Source organism: Paenibacillus sp. J22R160 (assembly GCF_059692135.1).
This window is the reverse complement of sequence record NZ_JCAUAU010000009.1, coordinates 114123-134900: the sequence shown is the minus strand read 5'-3', so window position 1 is coordinate 134900 and position 20778 is coordinate 114123. Positions and strand designations below refer to the sequence as shown.

Annotated in this window: 17 protein-coding genes; 3 read left to right on the top strand and 14 right to left on the bottom strand. The window is 43.7% G+C overall.

Annotation, left to right across the window (positions count from 1 at the left end):
* Position 1: 1 nt before the first annotated feature.
* Positions 2-1219: a mandelate racemase/muconate lactonizing enzyme family protein gene (locus tag AC58UW_RS19515; protein WP_497422273.1), complete on the bottom strand. Its 1218-nt coding sequence runs from the start codon at positions 1217-1219 to the stop codon at positions 2-4.
* Between the two features lie 103 nt (positions 1220-1322).
* Between AC58UW_RS19515 and AC58UW_RS19510 the strand changes: the two genes are divergently transcribed.
* The 3 genes from AC58UW_RS19510 to AC58UW_RS19500 are packed head-to-tail and all read left to right on the top strand — an operon-like array spanning position 1323 to position 4349.
* Positions 1323-2000 carry a GntR family transcriptional regulator gene (locus AC58UW_RS19510; RefSeq protein ID WP_497422272.1) on the top strand — a complete coding sequence of 226 codons (678 nt, stop codon included), beginning with the start codon at positions 1323-1325 and terminating at the stop codon, positions 1998-2000.
* A gap of 18 nt (positions 2001-2018) precedes the next feature.
* Positions 2019-2720, top strand: a complete 702-nt coding sequence (locus AC58UW_RS19505) for a sulfite exporter TauE/SafE family protein (RefSeq protein ID WP_497422271.1) — start codon at positions 2019-2021, stop codon at positions 2718-2720.
* Between the two features lie 60 nt (positions 2721-2780).
* Positions 2781-4349 (top strand): hypothetical protein, encoded by a 1569-nt coding sequence (locus tag AC58UW_RS19500; RefSeq protein ID WP_497422270.1) that lies wholly within the window; start codon positions 2781-2783, stop codon positions 4347-4349.
* 429 nt (positions 4350-4778) lie between these two features.
* On the opposite strand, the gene AC58UW_RS19495 is transcribed toward AC58UW_RS19500, so the two are convergent.
* The 13 genes from AC58UW_RS19495 to AC58UW_RS19435 form a co-directional block, all read right to left on the bottom strand.
* On the bottom strand, positions 4779-5531 hold the full coding sequence (locus AC58UW_RS19495; protein ID WP_497422269.1) for an SDR family NAD(P)-dependent oxidoreductase: 753 nt from the start codon (positions 5529-5531) through the stop codon (positions 4779-4781).
* A 193-nt stretch (positions 5532-5724) separates the two neighbouring features.
* Complete coding sequence (locus AC58UW_RS19490) at positions 5725-6648, bottom strand: helix-turn-helix transcriptional regulator (protein ID WP_497422268.1); 924 nt, start codon at positions 6646-6648, stop codon at positions 5725-5727.
* 475 nt (positions 6649-7123) lie between these two features.
* A complete protein-coding gene (locus AC58UW_RS19485; RefSeq protein WP_497422267.1) occupies positions 7124-7627 on the bottom strand; it encodes a GyrI-like domain-containing protein in 504 nt (167 codons plus the stop codon).
* Positions 7628-7777: 150 nt separating this feature from the next.
* Positions 7778-8083: a class I SAM-dependent methyltransferase gene (locus tag AC58UW_RS19480; protein ID WP_497422266.1), complete on the bottom strand. Its 306-nt coding sequence runs from the start codon at positions 8081-8083 to the stop codon at positions 7778-7780.
* Between the two features lie 160 nt (positions 8084-8243).
* Complete coding sequence (locus AC58UW_RS19475; protein WP_497422265.1) at positions 8244-8615, bottom strand: GNAT family N-acetyltransferase; 372 nt, start codon at positions 8613-8615, stop codon at positions 8244-8246.
* 111 nt (positions 8616-8726) lie between these two features.
* Positions 8727-12671: a discoidin domain-containing protein gene (locus tag AC58UW_RS19470; protein ID WP_497422264.1), complete on the bottom strand. Its 3945-nt coding sequence runs from the start codon at positions 12669-12671 to the stop codon at positions 8727-8729.
* Between the two features lie 219 nt (positions 12672-12890).
* The gene (locus AC58UW_RS19465) at positions 12891-13433 is read right to left on the bottom strand and encodes a glycoside hydrolase family 130 protein (protein WP_497422263.1); all 543 of its coding nucleotides are present in this window, start codon (positions 13431-13433) and stop codon (positions 12891-12893) included.
* Positions 13434-13665: 232 nt separating this feature from the next.
* Positions 13666-14541, bottom strand: coding sequence for a carbohydrate ABC transporter permease (locus AC58UW_RS19460; RefSeq protein ID WP_497422262.1), 876 nt, complete (start codon positions 14539-14541; stop codon positions 13666-13668).
* Between the two features lie 14 nt (positions 14542-14555).
* Positions 14556-15512: an ABC transporter permease gene (locus AC58UW_RS19455; protein WP_497422261.1), complete on the bottom strand. Its 957-nt coding sequence runs from the start codon at positions 15510-15512 to the stop codon at positions 14556-14558.
* Between the two features lie 153 nt (positions 15513-15665).
* On the bottom strand, positions 15666-17183 hold the full coding sequence (locus tag AC58UW_RS19450; RefSeq protein ID WP_497422260.1) for an extracellular solute-binding protein: 1518 nt from the start codon (positions 17181-17183) through the stop codon (positions 15666-15668).
* 224 nt (positions 17184-17407) lie between these two features.
* Positions 17408-19669 (bottom strand): helix-turn-helix domain-containing protein, encoded by a 2262-nt coding sequence (locus AC58UW_RS19445; RefSeq protein ID WP_497422259.1) that lies wholly within the window; start codon positions 19667-19669, stop codon positions 17408-17410.
* 348 nt (positions 19670-20017) lie between these two features.
* Positions 20018-20503, bottom strand: coding sequence for a hypothetical protein (locus AC58UW_RS19440; protein ID WP_497422258.1), 486 nt, complete (start codon positions 20501-20503; stop codon positions 20018-20020).
* 75 nt (positions 20504-20578) lie between these two features.
* A complete protein-coding gene (locus AC58UW_RS19435; RefSeq protein ID WP_497422257.1) occupies positions 20579-20740 on the bottom strand; it encodes a hypothetical protein in 162 nt (53 codons plus the stop codon).
* Between the last annotated feature and the right edge of the window lie 38 nt (positions 20741-20778).

The following is a 20778-nucleotide window of genomic DNA, read 5'->3' as shown; positions in this document are numbered from 1 at the left end:
GTTATTCTACGCAATAACGTTGAAGCGCTTCTTCATCGACCTCTACACCTAGTCCCGGGAGGTCAGGCACCTTCAGCGTTCCGTTTACGACCGTCCACGGCGTTCGTTGAAATTTGTTCGCCATCTCCAACACCAGAGGGTTCATTTCCAACCACAGCAGGTTCGGGACTGCGGATGCGACATGTGCGGAAGCCGCAACGTAGACGCATTGGCCGATAGCCATATGAATCGCGGCCGGGATATTGAAGGTTTCGGCCAACGTCAGAATTCTCTTTCCTTCGGAAATCCCTGTTCGGCCGATATCCGGCTGAATAACATCAAGCGCTCTTTCTCTTAGAAACGGCAAAAATTGATATCGGGTTCGTTCTGTTTCTCCTTGGGCTACGGCCAATTTCAATGCTCTTGTCATTTCGATATGACCCTGAACGTCTTCCATAATAGTTGGCGCTTCCAGTAATGCCACGTCAAGCTTCTCCAATTCGACTCCTAACCGGATTGCGTCGTGCACATTGTACATCCAGAGTGCGTCTGCCATTAACGTGATGTCTTCACCCACACCCTTGCGGATCGCTCTCATAATGGAAACGTCTTCATTTATACCTTTGCCGATGTAAACCTTAATTGCTTTATAGCCATGACGCACAGCCTCCTGTGCGGAAGCTACTTTCTCCTCAATCGAATTGCCTGCTAACCCGGATTGGTAGAGCGGAATAGAATCCCGGAAAGCTCCACCCAGTAGCCGGTAAACAGGCTGGTTATAATATTTGCCTGCAATATCCCACAAAGCAGTATCAACCGCAGCGATCGCATCCATCATAAAGCTGTCACGGTGTCCCCTCCCCCGTAGGGAGTTATACATTTGATACCAAAGGACATCAATCTGGAGCGCATCCTGTTCCAAGAGGAGAGGAGATAACACCTGTCGAACCAATGCTTGCGGCGCTTCGGGGCCGACAGGCACCTGCGCCTCCCCCCAGCCGACTATGCCTTTATCGGTCGTAATTTTCACAAGGAGGCTTTCTATTTTTTTGGAATACAACGAAGAATATTCTTTGGTCCAACCGTAATCCGAGGCTGTTCCGCCTGCCATCTGCACAAAAGTACCCGGAGTACCGGCCGTCCCGCTGAAAGATTCCAATTCCCGGCTGACTTTCACAACTTTCGCTTCTAAGCCGATAATTTTCAGAAAAACACCCTCTTTACAGAAAAGTAAAAGCATGTTTTTAATTGAAATAATGCATCATGCATGATATATTATCACTGTAAGTCTCCTCCTTAAATTTGTCAATTTTATTTTTCGATTCGTTAGGAGTGATCATTCTGTGGAAAAGTTGGATTTGCAGATCGCTAATGAAAGAAGCACCAGCCAAAAGGTAGCGGAAACTTTGAGAAAAGCCATTTTTCGCGGGGAACTGAAGCTGGGAGAACGCCTCGTTGAAGCTAATCTCGCCAAAGCGATGAATGTGAGCATCACCCCCGTGAGGCATGCTTTCAATCAGCTTGCAACCGAGGGACTTATTCATGTCATCCCTTACAAAGGCACCAATGTCGTACAGATCACGGAAGCTTTTATTGAAGAAGTATACAGTATCAGAATCCCGCTTGAATTGATGGCTGTTGAGCTGGCGTTTCCTAGAATGACTTCGTCCGATTGCGATAAGCTGGAATCACTCGCCAGAAATATGGATCTCTTGACTCAAGCCGGCAAGTTCGAAGAAGTAGCGGAGCTTGACGTCCATTTTCACGGACTTTTCTATGAACGAAGCGAGCACACGTTGCTGATGGAAATATGGAACATGATTCAATCGAGAATCCAATTATTCCAATCCTACGGCAGAATCCACAACCACCCGGTGGTGAAAGGCGAAGTTGAAAGCCGGCATTTAAAAATTGTTCGCGCAATTCGGCAAGGCGACCGTGTGCTGCTCCTACAGAACCTTAAAGACCATATTGAAACTGGCAAGCAAATGATCCTGAACCACTATTCTAGGCTGGTTTAACAGATGGAGGAATATGGGTTGCTCTTCCTCATTATCTTACTATCTTCCGCTTTGCAAGCCAGCACAGGTTTCGGCTTCTCCATCATGACCGTACCTTTCCTGCTTTTCATCTATGATGTCCATGAAGCGGTTGAAATCAACACCCTTCTCTCTCTCTTGCTTTCCTTGATGATGTTTTACAAAATTCATAAGGAGATTGACAAAGGCTTGCTAAAGAGGTTGCTACTCGGCAGTTTGGTCTGTCTGCCTGCTGGACTACTCATTTTTTTATTTATACCGGTAGAAACATTAAAAATAACTGTCAGTATTTTTATTCTTCTTTTTACGATCCTGCTCATGTTTCATTTTAAATTTAAACCGTCAAATAGGAAAGATCGATTGGTCGGAGGCCTTTCGGGCTTCCTGTCTACCGCGATAGGTATTCCAGGCCCTCCGCTGCTTGTCTATTTTTCGGCGGCATCTGTTGACAAGAAAACATTGCGGAGCACAACATTGGGTTTTTACATTTTTGTATATTTTGTTAGCGCTATCCTTCAACTCATCTTTACACCTACTTCAATACAAGTTTGGCAATCCGTAGGATTCTCTGTCCCTATCGTAGCTGTCGGCATGGTTATTGGACAATGGTTGTTCAAGTACATCAACCAGGTGTTGTTTCGCTGCATTTGCTTAGGCATTCTCTTATTTACCGGGATTCAGCTAATGTACTCCAGTATTTGATTGCTTTTATTCTTCATGCACATTTGAATACTAATTTCTTTCATAAAGGGAGGCAGTTACATGGAAAAGGGATCGTTTTTAACTGAGCAGATGCAAGAAACGCGGAAACCGCTAAGACCCGGTGAACCAAGCGTTAGTCCATTCTGGAATAAATTTGCAAAACGGTTCGTCTATGCACCAGCTTTTGACCTACCACTTGTACCTGAAGCTACTACTTACAGGTTCACCGTCATTTCGGAGGGGGGGATACTCCGATCCTTTCATGCCGAGGTGCCTTGGGCGCCATTAACTCCTATTTGGAACGATGTACCGCATGGTCAGGTGAACCTGAAAGTAGAAGGAATAGATGCTTCCAATGAGAAAGCTGTTGGTATTGCCGGCGAGTTGGCTTTTTATCGGGCACCTATTTTTAATGGTCCCTACAACGAACCGCCGCCTCTCTCCTATACGGAAGCCGGCTTAGATGGACTGCGCGGGTTGTTTATGCATGACAGATTCCAGCACTGGCTGAAAGAAGGAAAGCCTGATCCAGAGATGTTTCTTAATTGCTTCGCATCTAAAGAGATCGGTGCTTCGATCCGAGGTATGGTGGCCTTTTCGAAACATGCGGAAACTGTGCAGGAAGCCGATGACGCACTTACGATCGCCCGCAGAATGGCCGATTTTTTAATCGAACATGCCGAACCTGAGGGCAATCCGTTTGAGTATTTTACTCCCGTTTATTGGGTGAATCCCGAAAATAAAGTCGACGATTGGCACTTTAGGGTTGCTCAAGAGAACATCGACTACATGATGTTAAGCGAGCCAGTGAGAGCCGCGTTCGGGTTTCTGGATCTGTATGACGTGTCGCAAGAAACGCGGTACTTTCATACGGCGTTAAAAATGGCACGTACTTACGCCAAAATCCAGCGTGCAGATGGCACATGGCCGTTGGTCGTCAATCGCTACACCGGCGAGGAAATTAAATCAAAGGCAGTGATTCCAACATGGATATTATTTTTCTTTGAGCGGTTGAAGAAGCAATACAACATAAACGAATTTGAAACACTGGCGGAACAGCTCGCTCAATGGCTGATTGATAATCCTGTCAAGGGCTTCCATTGGGACTCCCAATTTGAAGACGTTCAAATCAAAATCCCTTACCGTAAAATGGCTTACGAGCAAGCGGCTGATACAGCACTATATTTATTATCCAATCATGAAGGACAAATGGAACGCATTCAAACAGCCGAAGAGCTGCTGCGTTTTGTAGAAGATCAATTTATCGTTTGGGAGAAACCTACCGATGGCTGGAAGACACTAGGGTTCCCAGGAGGACCGGCCAAGTATTCGCAGTACGCTGTCGATTCCTGGATCACTCCGGCGGTTATCGAACAGTTTGGTTTTGTTCTCGTTGCCCGCGCTACTGCAGTTGTCATGCGTGTATACGCCAAGGCATATGAGATTACAGGTAAACATGTCTACCTTGCAAAAGCTCGTTCGTTGGCAAATACGCTGGTAGTCACACAACAATACCACGGAGGAGGAGAAATACCGAGCTTCCCGATGACATCGAAACAAATTATCTGGACCAACAATAGTGTGTACAATGCGTTATTCCTTCTTGAATTAGGAAAACTGGACATTTAACCTGCCCTTATCCGTATTATGAGGTCACCAGATCTTTCAGGTTAATCTCTTTTTTGTGGTAGTCTTGCCCGGTAGTTTAGAAAGGCAAACGATCATTTTGCCGGCTGCGTGCCTCTTTAGTTTACTAACGGCTCAACGTAAAAGAGCCACTTTCTGATAGAAAGTAGCTCTTTTACAGCATACATCCAAAAACATAAACTCACCTAGTATTCGGTACGGTTCAATTGTCTAGTTCAGTCTTATCACAGCTGCGGCCGCTGCGACAACCGCTCCAAATAATTCGAACATTTAGGTTCGCATATTCCTGTAAGAGTGGTTGAACAGGAGTCTACTCCTGTTCAACCACTTTTGTTATAGATCTTCACTTATTATTCAAAGACGGGCACGCATTTACTCCGCGACTCGCGAACGCCCTTGTGAGACTTGTATTTACAAACTGAAATAAGGGAAGATTGGGTCTCTCATTTCAAACTGATGCGTGTAACCGTCGACAATTCCAACTACCTTGTCGCCATCATAGAGCTTCAGGAGCAGCTCGGCCATCTGTGCAGCGGTATGAAACTTCGGAAAGACACCCGAGTACTCGAAATGTTCAAGGTCGTAAAAACGCTTCGCAAATTCTGTCTCGGTTGTAGATGGGGCGAGAACCTTTACCTTCATGCGAGCCCCCTTTCCCGCTAATTCTTGTGCCAACCCCTCGGTAAATGCACTGACATAAAATTTGCTTGCGCAGTATGTGACTGTATCGCCAATGATGGTATACCCGCCAGCCGAGGAAATATTAATCAGCTGTGTTCCTTCCACGCTGGCATAGTCATGGACAAACAGGGAGCTTAGTATCGTGAGTGCTTCTATGTTTAGATGCAGCATTTGCTGGATTTTGTCTAAATTTTGCTCTCCGACGGAAGCGCCATTTCCTAAACCCGCATTATTGATCAACGTTTCAATCTCATACGTTTTCAAACTTTCGTATAGTGAGAAAGCATTTGCGGCGATAGAGAGGTCTGTGGCATGAATGACGATGTCAACATCGGTATGAAGCTGCTGAATGCGAGAGCGAAGCTCATCCAAATTCTCCTTCCTGCGTGCAGTAAGTATCAAGTTCTTGCCACGCGCAGCGAAGGCGAGCGCAGTTTCATACCCAATGCCGGAACTGGCTCCTGTTATTACGGTGTATTTCATAAGTTCTCCTCCTTTTTGTTATAACACGCTCTAAGATTATCATATATAACTTGACAACAGCGTGTCATATTAACTTCATTTTTTCTATCTTTATTCTTTTACTATTTGGATGAAAATCTATTCAACGCTTTTGTAAAATGAGTTTATATCAGCACCCAGTTTGATTCGGTCCGGTAAATTCGTTCTCTTTGATCTATCGAATTTCGTCTATCCGATTCAGATTTTGCATGATTACCTCCATTTTGCCTATGACAGTATTTCGCAGACTTTGAGGTTCTATCGATTCAATAACCGGGCCGTAAGAGAGAAGATAATTTGAAAGCCAATCCCCTGTAGGCATAGATGTATGAACCGTAAAAGATCCATCTTCGTGTTTCGTTATTTCTTTTTCATTGAAGTCATCGTAAACTCTATACGCCCCTGCTGGTGATATTATTAGCCGAATATCAATGAATTCAAGAATGTGATTATGTTCCGGTTCAGCTGTGGACTCACCCAGTGTTCTTTGCTCGAATACATCGTCGGTGATTTCGATATTAGCCATGCGAGATATTTTGAACGTTCTGAAGGCTTTTTTATCGTAGCAATACGCTTTCAAATACCATGCCTTATCCTTAAAAATTAGCTTCATCGGCTCAAGCCTGCGCATGCTTTTCGTACCTGAAGTATTAAAATATTCGAGCGTAATGATCTGCTTTCTGATAATTGCCATTTTCAGCTCGTTGAATTTTTCTTTATTTCTTTCATCGCTTCCCCACGGGGAAAAATCCACTTCAATCCAATTGACATCGCTCTTCTGAAAAAAATTACTTAATCGTGAAAGAACGAAATCAATATCTGGATATTGCGCCGCCGAGAGACTTTGCAGAGCAAGCAATATTTCCTCCTGCTCCTTTTCGGAGAGCACCGACTTATTTAGTACAAAGTTATCAAGGATAACAATGCCTCCGCCTTTGCCTTGATTCGTATAGATCGGTATACCGCAACTGCTTAATGTTTGGATATCGCGATAAATTGTTCTGACCGACACTTCAAAACGGTCTGCAAGTTCTTTCCCAGTGCTTTCTTTTTTATCAAGCAAATAATAAACGATACCGAAAAGTCTGCTGATCTGCATAAAAGTCACCTCCATTCAAGTGTTTAACTTCTGGAAATAATCAGTCTCTTACTTGCACTAGCCTCGCGGCCTAGTGCATTTTTTCGGTTAGCCTCAACAGTTCAGAAGTCAACGCTTTCGCCCACCACAAACCATCGAAGGTAGACCATTGGCAAATCTAATAATAGTTCCTCATGCAAAGTTTGTTGATAATCCCTCTCTATTAGGAACAACAGTTACTTTTGGAACTCTGAAAAAAATTATTCTATGTATATCTGGCTTGTTGCAGGGGCTTTACAGAAATCAAATCCTTGGATACTAGCACATGAGATCGGCCATGCATGCACCAGTGCCTAGAGTTTCGGACCCACGCAAAATTATTATTACTGACCCCCAAATTGATGAATTTAGAAAAAGTCGTTTGTTAGTCACAACTCCTGTGCGGTAATGTAGCGCGAATAACTAGGCATACAGAAGCTTGCGTGAGAAAATTAAATCATTTCGAGGGGGCGTAATGCTCATTTCTTCTTACAGGACAGAATATTTTCATTTCATTCCGTTCATCATTTAAATCTCTTATTGTTTTCTCGTCGTATCTCTCCAAATAATAAGCTGTATCATCATATTTGTAACCGTTTTCATTCAGCCATTTAGTAGTGAAATCATAAGCTGTTACCGTCTGGCTAGCCAATCCCTTGTAACGTGTTAATGAGTAAGTACGAGGCAATAAATGTATATGGACCATTCCATGCGGTAAGTTTTCAAGAGGTTCCACTTCAAAACAAAAATAAAAATCAACTGTTCCATTGTTACTTTTGTAATTTGGAGGTGATATTCCATATGTCACATTTGGATTCTTAATGTTTTTTATTTCATTTTGTCTTCTTACCAATTCATCATATGCATTTTTGATGTTGTTTCCTAAATTAGACATATTAGCACTCGCCCTTACCCCAACAAATGCTGAGATATTGTCAGTTTGAATGATTTCAATCTCCATATAAGTCACTCTCCTTTTTTGTTATCTCCCTGTATTCGATTTTTATACAAAATATTCCTTTCGGTAGCTAAGCAGTCTAAATCCATTAGATTCAAGTGCATTTCGTACATTAGTAGATTCATGTCGACGTTCTTCTCAAAAAAATAACCTCTAAGATGGTTTTCGCTTCTTCAAAATGCGATTTGCTTCCTTAAAACACTTATTTAAGTCAACTAGATGGTGAATGAAAGCTCTCTCTAAAATAATATCGTACTTACTTCCAAGAAGCCTCGTATCATAAGCATCTCCTTGCAAAAGCGTTACGTTTTTGCAGTCCTTACAGTTCTGTGAAGCACCTTTTACCATTTCTTCAGAAAAGTCTACGCCCGTAACTTGTGATGCAGAAATCCAGGATACATCAGCTTCTCTTGTTGTGTAGGTCATTCTGTTTCTGTTTTCGTGGAAGTTAATAGGCATTCAAATCCTCCTCATGGTTTCATTAAATGCAATCGATTTTCAAAATATTGCACCTCTATTCTACCATACAGTTCCAGAAAATTTGGTTTTGACATGAACTTTATCCCATAAATGACAAGGCCCGCATCCTGTCGGACGCGAGCCTGTTTGTATCGAACTCCTATCGCCCGATCATGGCACTGCCTGAGCTATACGGGTCGGAGAGCTCGCTCGATGATTCACCTTTTTCCCAAACATCGGTATAACTTGCGTTTTTTTTGAATTCCTCCAACGCGAAAGAGCAGGAAGGAATGATTTTGCGCCCGTTGTCGCGGGCTTCGCGGACGACCATATCCAGCAGCTGTTTACCCAGTTGACGACCACGGTAGCGCGGGTCCACATAGGTATGATCGATCACCCAAGTTCCGGTATCGACCAGCCTGTAAGTAATCTCGCCGACCTTACCTGACAGTGTGCTGAGGATGTAGGCGTTGCCTTGCTTTTGGAGAACAATTTCCTCGTCAACTTCGTGAAACGTGTTGTTTGCTTCCATAATGGAACACCTCCTGTAGGATATCATGCTTGTTTGTACTTATTACCCTTTAGGAAAGGCGGTCAAACAAGAATCAAAAAGATAGTTTCTCTATGAACTTTATTTATCCGATCATCCTTGCTCTCGGTTCCTCGGGACATTTACCTTCAATATTACATTTCTCACGTTACCTGCATAATCCGTAACTTTGTAAGTAATAGTGTATATACGTCCTCCTCCGTTCCCGGATCGCTCAGCCCTCAAATCAAACGTAAAATCCGGTTTACCAAAGTCCGCATTTTGAACATCCTGCGAAGTGTTTCCATCTCCGACACCATCATCCAGTTCGTTGGAGGTTATGGATTCTAAAATAATAGACTGAATGCCAGATATCGGGTCTACCTCTCTGTACGTTCCTGCTGTTACGGTTACCATTTTGTGATTGGCTGGCCACAGCTCGATTTTATCCGGATTCATTTGTATCTCCGGTGCTGTTTTATCCAGTTTCACGATTACACTCTTTAGGTCTTCGGTGTTTCCTGCTTTGTCCTTACTTTGATAATCTATCGTATTTGTTCCTTCATCCGTAACGTCGATAGCATTATCATAGTTTTGCCATTGGCCGCCATTGATCCGATATTGAACATGATGGATACCGGATAACGCATCAGAAGCAATTAAGGCCATCTTTACATCCGAAAGATACCATCCGTTGTCATTGGCCGGAGGTAATTCAACTGTAGTGACCGGAGCCGCCTTATCTATGTTAATAGACAGGCTCTTCAAGGCTTCTGCGTTTCCGGCTTTATCGACGCTCATATACTCCAGAACGGTATTACCCTCAGAGGAGACGGTAATCGGGATCGAATACGGCTGCCACTCTCCGCCATTATTCCGGTATTGCGTGTCTTCAACACCGGATTGATTGTCAGTAGCGTCCAGCGTTACCGTTACATCCGTATTCTTCCAGTCAGTAGGTGCATCATCGGTCGTAACCGGCGGAATATCATCCTGTGTTGCTCCAGGCTGTTCATATACCTCTAACTCCCACAGAGAATATCCGTAGCCGGTACCTCTCTGTATACCCAGCATTCTGACAAACCTTGCGCTAGTTGCGGAAAAAGAGATATCGTCTATACCTCCGTTGCCTGTATTGGTGCTATATACATCGGTCCAGTCTACAGCATTGTCCGACACCTGAATTTTATATGCTTTACCGTATGCTGTCTCCCAGTTAAGTCTAACCCTGCTTACAGTCTTCATTGAGCCAAGATCCGTATAGATCCATTCATTGTCGGTATAGTTCGATCCCCATCTCGTAGTTGTCTTCCCATCGAATGCATTCTCGACGTCTAAAGAAGCAGACATGGAGGAGCTGGCTGTGACAGGCCTATCCAATGCCAGGTTTATCCCATAATCATGTACATTTTCCAAACCGGCATTGACAGTCTTCATGATATTGACCATATCCGTGTAGGGCTGATCCTGTTGGTTTACTAAGCCTATATTGAAATTCTCGCCGTCTTTACGCCATGTAACCGCTTGATCGAAGTAAGAAAACCAGCCTGATCCAACAAACAAAGGATGTAAAGTTTCACTTTCAACAAAAGATTTGTAGGCCATACCTCTATCCGCTATACTAGCCACACTTGTAGCTCCATTCACGGGTGACAACCCACGCTGGGTAGTACTGAATGTATATTCCAGATTCAATAACGGTTTTCCAAAAGCTTCATATCTGGAAATCCAACTTGGATCGTTCGTGTAATTGTCCACTGAAAATGCATCTACAAACTCTATTGCCGCCGAATCCCATTCCAGACTGGTACGCCAGGTAGGAACTACGGACGAACCGAGGAACAGATGATTCGTATCATGTCTTTTGATGATATTTTTGACGGTTGAGAAATACGTCCTTGATGCCAGTTTGATAAATTCCGATACATCCGCAGCAGGCACATTGGCCATATTGATCGGAGTATTCTTTAACTCGTCAAACGATGCCTCGCTCGTACCCAAGAGCTGGTTAACGGCAGTAAGATCATTGTTGTACCTTGGTGCAAGAAAATTCACGAAAGCGCTTTTAGCCGCAGACGACGAATTATATGTCAGTACCTCTTTTACAATATCGGTTGTCCATCCGGCCTCATTGTCGTAAGTATAACCGATTAGCCACGGGTCATTCTTTGCTTTATCTAGCTGTGGAGTCAATGCGGTTTCGATGATCGCTTCACTCTGCGGGTCAAAAACATCGTAAGTCCATTGAATCCTTTTTAAATTACCGGGGTCTTGCAGAACATTAATATATGGAAACGTAATATTGGTGGGTTTGGTCCATTTGCTAAAGGCATTAAAGCCCCAATCGATCAAACGCTTCTTTGTGATATCCTCCCATTTCGACTCGAAGTTGCTGCCATATTTTCGCATAATATTGGCAATGACGAAGCTTACTCTTTCTCCGTTGGAATCATTTATATAGGCAGGAGCATAAGCCGTAGAATCAGGAAGTTCCTCGAACACCCCTCTTGGGGTACCGTCAGCTTTTTTAAGCGGTGTCCCGTATCCCCACTCCCAAATACTTGTAGCATCCACGCCCTTTAGAATAAATTTATGCCCATCCGGGGTAATAAACCACCATTTGTTATCTATTTGCTGAAGTCTGAAATAACCGCTGCCGGTGTAACCGCCTCCACTTTTAATCCCGCCGTAAGGATCGTATTTAGTAAGATTCAGTGAAACATCGGACAGCGCATCCGCCTCACTCGTATATTCCTGCTGTAGTTGCTCGTCGGATGTTACTTTTCCCGGCCAGGTTTCATAAACCCACTGCCCGTACTTGTCTGCCATTAACCCGTCTTTATTCAGTTCGATATCCATTTGCTCCGCAGTAAGCGCTGGTCCGGGATTCACGCCTTCCTGTCCGGTCCCTTTATAAATTTGAACTTCAGTAAGAGGGATATGTTGAAAGGCATGAGGACGCTTAATATCGATGACAATAAATCGGGCCGTCTTGTTTGACATCGGTATGTTGACCGAATAGTTCCAGGTTGAGCTTGGGCTCGTTGAAGTTATTCCTGGTGTTCTGATGTGCTTGGCAGCAATATAGTAATAATCCTCTACAGCCTCAGGGCGGTATTTTACCGTAAATTCTTTAAATCCCCAAGCAGAATTGGGTGAATTCAGAACGAGGTTTATCCTGTCCAACGGATAGTCCTTCAACAGATCAAATACCACTTGTATCGTCCCTGGGGAAGTCGCGCTCCCCATAAATCCGGCATAGGTTGCAGTTGACCCGTCAAGCAACACACCATTGCTAGAGGATACCAACCCGGTCATGCCTTTATCAGGGAGACTGCCTCCATTCGGAGCGTGGCTGTAAAAATAATTGCCGGTTTTCAGCAAATTTTCTGCCGTTAAGCTTTCTTTGTTCAGTTCGAGAGCCATTTGTTCCGCAGTAAGCGCGGGCCCCGGATTCACGCCTTCCTGTCCGCTCCCTTTATAAATTTGAACTTCGGTGAGAGGGATATGCTGAAAGTCATGAGGACGCTTAATATCGATAATAATAAATCTGGCCGTCTTGTTCGACATCGGTATGTTGACCGAATAGTTCCAAGTTGAGCTTGGGCTCGTTGAGGTTATTACTGGCGTTCTGGTGTGTTTGCCAGCAATATAGTAATACTCCGAAGCCTCCGGGCGATATTTGATCGTAAACTCTTTAAATCCCCAAAACGAATTCGGTGAGTTCAGCACGACGTTTATGCTGTCTAAAGGATAATCCTTCAACAGGTCAAAAACGACCTGCACGCTTCCTGGGGTACCCGTACCGCTCCCCATGAATCCGGCATACGTTGTGGTTGATCCGTCAAGCAATACGCCACTCGCTGAGGAGATCAAACCGGTTACTCCCTTGTCCGGAGAGTTGCCCCCATTTGGGGCGACGCTGTAATTGTAATTGCCAGTTTTAAGCAGAGTCCCGGCCCCTTGAACTTCTCCAGTAGGGATGAACGTTGCTATCATAATAAGTCCCATAAATAGTGCCCAAATACGAGTTAGATACCATTTGCATATTTTTACCATTTAAATATCCCTCCTCTTTTCTTCTAAAAAGGCTTCAAAAGCATAGGGCTATTCTTCCGCATGTATGGAAACGTTCGATTTACTGTTACATATAAACCACCTACTTTCAATTTCATCAAGTCCTCCACAAAATATAAGCGCTTTCATTCATGGGGTTAAATCGGCTATTCATCGAAAGTTCTCGATTCCTTGCACCGATTTAATATTGGTTCGTTTACATTACTCCTCTATCTTCTGTCCATAAGCGTTAAATTGTTTCACATACTTCACCAGCTCGGCAAAATTCACCCAAGAAATGCCCACCTTCTGGTCTGCTGCGCCATAAGACATGATCAGATCATCTCCTGCAAGAATGCCGCCGGTTGTAAACAGGCAAGGCGTAGGGTAGTCACTCGGCATCTCCCAAGCCTGCCGGGCGTACATTAAGCGCTCAGAGCAACGATGTGTGACAACCGGAAAATCGTTATCCTGCTCGCGTACAATCAAGAAAGATTGCGTGTAACCATAATGGCTATCTTTCTTGCCATGATAAGCAACAAGCCATTCATCAGCTGAAATTTTGAGCGGCGCCCAGCTTGCTCCAATCCGGTTGTCCTCCCAGTGGAATTCACTGGTTGCCAGCAACCGATGAGTTGCCCGATCCGTTGCGAAGTCCTCCAAATTCTCGGCTGCAGCCAGGAAGATCGACGGTTTCGTTATATGGGATTCTTGCAGGAATAAGGCTGGCGACATCGGTCGGTGAAGCGCGGATCCTCGATGCACCCGTTGGAATAATCGCGCACTCGGTTACCGTGTATGTCCGAGACCATGGCCCCGTAGCCCGAAACAGCATTTGCAGCTTATCGGACACAGGATCTTTTACAATAGCTGGTTTAGTACCATTTTGCTGGCCCACTCACACCCGGGAACCGGTTCTAGTACCGGCTGCGGGGAATATCGAAAATATGGATTCATGAAGCTGTTCCTCCTGTTTTTGAAATGTGAACCCGTACCTCTACCCCTTGACCGCCCCAATTGTCATCCCCTTAATGAAGTAACGCTGCAGGAACGGATATAAGAAAATGATGGGTCCAATCGTGATAACTACCGTTGAAAGTTGTACGCCTGAGGCTGAAACTGGAATATTCACACTCGTATTTAAATAATCCAGATTTTGCGCATTAGAAATGATTCTTCTTAACATCATCTGCAGTGGATGATTGTCTGGATTATCAATAAACATTAGCGCATTGAACCAGTCATTCCAATAGGTAAGCGCATAGAACAAGGTGATGGTTGCAATGACAGGCATGGAGAGCGGCCAGATGACACGGAAGAAGATGTAAAGCTCATGCGCGCCATCCACGGTGGCCGCTTCATTTAACTCAAACGGAAGCGTACGAAAGTAGGAGGCCATCAAGAATGCATTGAATGCGGAGAACAAGTGCGGCAAGATCAAAGCCAATAAGGAGTCCCGCAAATTCAACCAGTTGGAGATGAGCAAATAATAGCCGACCAGACCAGGTGCAAACAGCATCGTGAAATAAATATAAAAGGAAAGGAAATTCCTGTATTTTACCTTCGGATGAGCTGCAACATAGGCGAACATTGAAGTCAAGAGCAAGGCACCGGCGGTACCGATTACCGTAACAAAGATGGAAACAAACCCGCTTCGGTACACCTGGCTTCCCTTGAATAAGAAGCGATAGGAATCAAATGTGAATTCGGTAGGGAGCATTTGAAAACCTTTGACAATCAGGTGCTCCGCTGTGAACGACCCGATATACACAAGCCAGAAGGGAATAAGGCACATCAGGGCAAAGAATCCGATGAATACATAGGCTGCGACAGACACGGCCCATTGGGATGTATCCCGTTGTTTCACTAACATACGAAAGCTCCTCTCTAGAATAATTTCGAGTCATTGTCAACCCGGCGGACAACCCAATTGAAGAATAGAATAGTCATGAAACCCATTACCGACTGGAATAAGGCTACTGCCGCCGCATTGCTGTAGCTGTTCATGTTGCCGACATCCCTCAAGGAACGGTATGTGTATGTATCGATGACATCCGTAGCCTTGAAGAGCAACGAATTGTCTCCTATTATTCCGTAAATCAACCCAAAATCACCATAGAAAATACGTCCCAGCGCTAAGAGTGTTAACACGATAATGGTCGGTCGGAGCAGTGGCAGTGTGATATGCCAGATCTGTTGCCAACGCTTGGCACCATCGATTCTTGCACTTTCATAATATTCTTCAGAAAACCCGGTTATCGTCGCCAAATAAATAATCGAACCCCACCCTGCTCCCTTCCAGACGAATATGAATGTCAAAAGCATGGGCCAGACGGATGGCGTCTGAAACCAATCGACCGTCTGGTAGCCGGCATCCTTCAACACCCGATTAATCATGCCATCCTGTCCATTGAAGAAATTCATGACCATCAGGTTAACGACGATAATGGAAATAAAATGCGGCAAAATCACAAGTGATTGGGCTACCTTCTTGAAGAACACATGTCTAATTTCATTCAGTAACAAGGCGATTAATAAAGAACATACGGTACCTGCCGTAATGAATAGAAGATTCAAAAATACTGTATTTAACGTAACCGCCAACCAATCAGGACCTGTAAAAAAAAACACAAGATTGTCGAGTCCCACCCATCTGCTCCCCCATATTCCCTTAGCAGGTATAAATTGCTTGAAGGCCAGTAGATGCGCGGACATTGGTAAATAAGAAAAAATAAATACGTACACAATCACCGGAAGCGCCATAGCATACAGCCATTTGTTCTTCCTGAGTTCCAGAAACATATTGCTCACCTTTCCTTTCGTATCTACTTGAATATTACGCATTCCTAAAGCTGCGCGTATAGTCTTGATTTTAACAATGAGTTTGAACTGTAACAGTCTTTAGAGGTTTGAATTCTATCACTCACATAGTATGGAGTTTACCAATACAAAAACAGCCGGAGACCTTGATTCAAGGTCTCCGGCATATAGGCCCGCTTACTTCTTTTTGGCGGCCAGATAGGCATCTAGCTGCTTTTGATATTCCACTTGGATTTTCTTGACATTGGCATATGCTTTATCTTTAAGCTTCGCTAACCCCTCGTTTGGTTCAACCAGACCCAACACAATCGGATCATAAAGTTCTTTGCCCGCATTGCTCAATTGTGCGACTTCGTTGGATACCGGGCTTGGATCGAAGGTGAAACCCGCGAGAATATCCGTTGTAAAATTATGAGGATCCCTCTGCCACTTATTCAACTTGATATCATCTTCAGGCAAGCTGGCATCGATACGATCTAACTTGGAATTCCACCCCCAAGCGAAAGGAATGCCCGCATAAGGGCTTTCTTTGATGGGTTTATAAAGCCCTTCGCCCGAATCTTCCCAGTTCTTACCTTTTATTCCGTACGCAAGCAAGTCGTAATTATCCTTCTGGTTCAACCAATTGATGAATTGAATGGCGCGTTCTTTGTTTTTACTGATCACAGGGACGGCAATGAAGTTTCCTGCTTTGAACGTTGAGGACAGCTTCATGCTGGGGTCAAACAAGCTGAATGCTTCTGCAGTGGCTCCCGGAACTGATTTTTCTAGAGAAGTTCGGGTACTAAGTGATACACCGAAATCAAAGAAGGTTGTTACAGCCGCTTTTCCTTTTGCGAATTCCGCATTTTTGAGCAGAAGGGCATCTTTTGCAAGAATCCTATCCTGATAGAGCTTGTAATTTTGTTCAAAATTTTTCATGATCATAGGGTCCATATTATCAAAGATATTATAGACCTTTCCATCATTGCCTTTGGTATACAGACCCGGATAATTCGATACTGCTGCAAGATTAGCTTTCGGATCAAGCATACCTGCCATCCTTAAGCCAACATGTTCAGAACCGTTAGGGATATACGGAGTAATATCCGGAGTCTTTTCTTTGACCGTGTACATGAACTTGACCAAATCATCATAACTTTTGATCGGAGCAATGCCCAGTTTCTCCCGGATGTCCTTACGTATAACAAACGTCCACGGACGAATGAAGTTCACTTCAAGCGGAACCGCGTAAAGTTTGCTGTTTACCTTGTTGGCTTCAAGCAGATCAGCAGAGCGGTTACTCTTTATCTCAGGTCCATACTTGTCAATCAGTGCGTCTAATGGTTCGTAGAGTCCAGCTGCAATGTTCTGATACGGATTATTGTCCCAGATCAGATCATAGTCTTCCGCGGAGGATAATGCGACTTGTCGTTTCTGAAGAACATCTGCCCATGGAATAAAAACCACATTGAGCTTCACATTGAGTGAATCTGCCAGACGGCGCTCCATCTCCCCCTTGACTTCATTCCAGTTAGCCGGCGGGTCTCCAGGAAACATGATTTTCAATGTAACTGGACTCAATTTTGCAGCAACGGAGGCTGACGGGCTGCCAGTTTCGGGTGACGCTGCCTGTTTCGAACTGCAACCAGCCAATGTTCCCGCTAGTATAAGGGACACGGCCAATAACATGGAACCTTTACTTCTTAATTTCATCGTTGTAACCCTCCTCATTATATAACAAACCGAGTATAGCGCCTTACCAATGCTTTTGCTTTCCGGCTTTGTGCATCCTGTATTCCGCGCTCATCCTCGTGTTTGTATCATAATCAGATTGTTCATGCTCCGTATAGTCCGTTATCTATCAATCAGTACGAATTGTAACAAATCAGGAGAGTACATAATTTCCAACAAACAGAGTACGAATTTTATGCCTTTGCCTATGTTTTTTCCATACGATATTGATTCGGCGTCATGCCGGTTGCTCGTTTGAACGTCTGGAAGAAGGTGCTTTTGGTTTGAAATCCGGACTGTTCCGTTATATCTGCTACGGTCCAATCGGTTGTTGTTAGCAGTTTAACCGCATGCTCTATCCGTTGGTTTGTAATAAAATCGGACAATGAACACTCGAAATGGTCCTTGAATATTTGTCTGGTATAGTTCACCGACATGGATATATGGTCAGCGATGTCATCCACGGAGAGCATCGGATTGTGAAGATGGTTACGCACATATTCAATCATCTCCGCAGCAACCTCTTCCTTTCGACGAGAGACACTTTTCTTTCTGTGCCGCTCTATGATCTGCAGCATCTCCTTGTACATCCACGATTTTACTTCCTCGAGGGTTCCAAATTGCTCCAGGAAGAGATGGATATTCTTCATCCCATGAAATGTTGTATGGTTCTTGAAGCTCTTCATAATCGAATAAATGATATGGGTAAGCTGGAGCTTGCATTCCTCATAGCTTAGCTCCTGCATATGAAAGGTGAGTTGGTCGAAATAGCCTTCAAGCGCCTTTTCATTTTTGAGTTGGATAGAGTGAATAACCTGCTTTAGCAAAGCTTCGTCAAGATCACTGTCTTTACCACGTTCATACCGCTCTAGATCTTCGGAGGTAAACACCCTGTCCTCATTATTTATAAATCTCATTAACGTTAATTCGTATAGCTGAGTATAAATAATAGACAGGTTCTCCTCTACATCGAGTACGGAGCTGACAGCTGTTTGCACTTCTAGCTTAAGCCATTGCCTTATCTGAATCCGCACGTCCTCCAGAGCTCTGACTGCTTGTGTCAACTCTTCCTCTGAAAGAGGTGTGGAAATGAGCGCCACGATGTGATCGGATCCGAAATCGACCGTTTCCGATGCATACCCGTGGTTCGCCAGGACTTCAACCATAATGTTTCCCATGGCAAAGCGCAATAATTTTCGCGATGCGAAATCATACTGCTCTTCGAAGCGTCCATACGATTCTAGACGAATGATAACCATGCGGAACCATCCCGTGCTGAGAATACGGGTTTGGCTTCTAATAAACTCTTCAATCGGTTTGAGAGACTTCGAATTAAGAATCCATTGGCGTAAGAAATCATCTTTCACCAAAGCTTTGCTGCTTTTAATCGATATATCCAATTGTTCGATTTTCTCAACAAGTGAATGGAAACCGGAATGAATCCAAGCCATCTCATTATTGGCATTCTTTGTCTGCATGATAGGATGCTCTATCCCTAGCTTGCTTTTTATTTGATGGGCCAAATCACTAAGAGGCTTCAAGCTGCGATACGATTGCCAGAACAAGAATAACAACAAGGCTAACAGCAGTAAGATCGAAGAACCGATGATTTCAATCCGGATCTTGGTTACCTTTGCTTGCCATAAAGAGATTGGCGACAAGTGATAAACATTCCATCCTTCAATAGGCAGCCGTTCTGTCTGAATGGACCAAGTCTCATTACCCGATTTCCATTTCCAGTTTTGTACCGCTGCCGATTTATCCATTTCCATTAGTTCTTGCGTTAACGCAGGTTCCAAATTACCTAGAATAAACTCCTTATTCTTACCTTCAATATAAATTTTGTTCTGATCTTCCTGCGAGATCTGCAGCATGTTCTCATTTAACAATGGTTTACTGAACAGAATCGCGACAAATCCCTGATAGTTCTGATTAGGCCCGGCTGCCGGTACAACAAGAGCCAAATACGTTTCACCTTCCACCTCATGGTTAACATACTGCAGATACGGTGTTTTTTGACCCTTAATGTAGTTCAACATACTTTGGTCATAAAAGTCCTGCGTCGTATAGATGCTTGAATCTGATGTGTAGATTTGGTCAATATTGAAGTTGATTAAATAAATACCGTGAATGAAGGGTTCGCTGCTCATAAATTCCCTTACACTTGTCGCGGCTTTACTCAATAACAATGGGGAATAATCGTTTTTCTCCATATTCATCCAGAGTGCGATACTTTCATCTGAATAGACTTTCAAAGCAAACTGACGTAATTTCTGCAGGGTAAATTCCGAGGTTCTAACAACTTGCTTCATTTTCTCTTGATTAGATTTGTCCATTTCATCAATTGCGTTTCGAGCGAACTGCTGACTCAAGAACATCGTGAACACTAGGGTGAGCAAGGTCACGACAATGCATGAATACAAAAATATGTTCAAATACATCTTCTTCGGCTTTAACCGGCTCCACATGGCATACCCTTCTTTCTCAATGATCCCACAAAAACAATATGACAGGATCCCTACTTTGTCCAGTATGAATCTTACCAGAGAAGTGTGAATTTTATTACATGAGCAGAGGATATCCTCTCTTAAGCAAGGAAAAGGCAGCCGATCGGTATGAGGGTACTCTCGAAACGAATGAACTATCTGCTCCCGCTACTTCAAATAACCAGGGAACAGCTGCCGTCGCCCCAGTATCGTCCCATCTCTTATGTAATTTCTGCCCAGGTCCCGCCAGCTCACATTACTGCACAAATATCCATAAAATGAAAAAACCGCGAATTACGCGGCATCAGGGTCATTATTATATTATGCGTTTTAATCCAGCCAGCATTTGCACGATTGATAACGACAATCGTCTTTTGTCCCTGTTCTCGAGACGATTTTAATCCTCCCGTCATCTACTGATTTCCGGATTGTATAATGGATAACACGGTTTTTATCAGTTTCACATGATAGAACACATCGAATTTTACACTGATCAGACGTGGATTCTATTACACGTAAGGATTCCACTCGACAGGGCAGATCTTGAGGAGGATCACCTAATAAGGTTGCAGTTTCCTCGTTAATTGAAAGCACCTTTAAATTGCACATCATCGTTTTGGTGTATTTATCACTCCAATACTGATTGAAAAATAGTTCTACCTTCTCAACAGTATCAAAACGTTTATCATCTATAACCTGAAATACATATCCGTTCAGGTTCAACTCCTCTCCTTTTCGGTCTGAATAGCAGACTTCGAACCAGACTTGTTCAGCTTCATCGATAAATTTTGTTAGCTCGCTTTCATTCAACATCATCATCATCACCTCATATCAAAGTATGATGATGAATAAGATCAAGTTCTTCTCAAAATCAAATAAGGGAGCCTTTGATTAAAAAAACTCAAACCAATACTCCTGATGCACGGCCTGTAACAGCAAGCATTGAAATAGGTGTCTATTCAGCAAATCACTAAGATTAAACACTTTTGTGCCTTCAATCTCAATCTCAATCTCTGTGACATCATGAACGGAACAATATTCAAAATAGTTCATGTTCTTTGATTCAGGCAACTCTACCCGTGTTCTTTCCT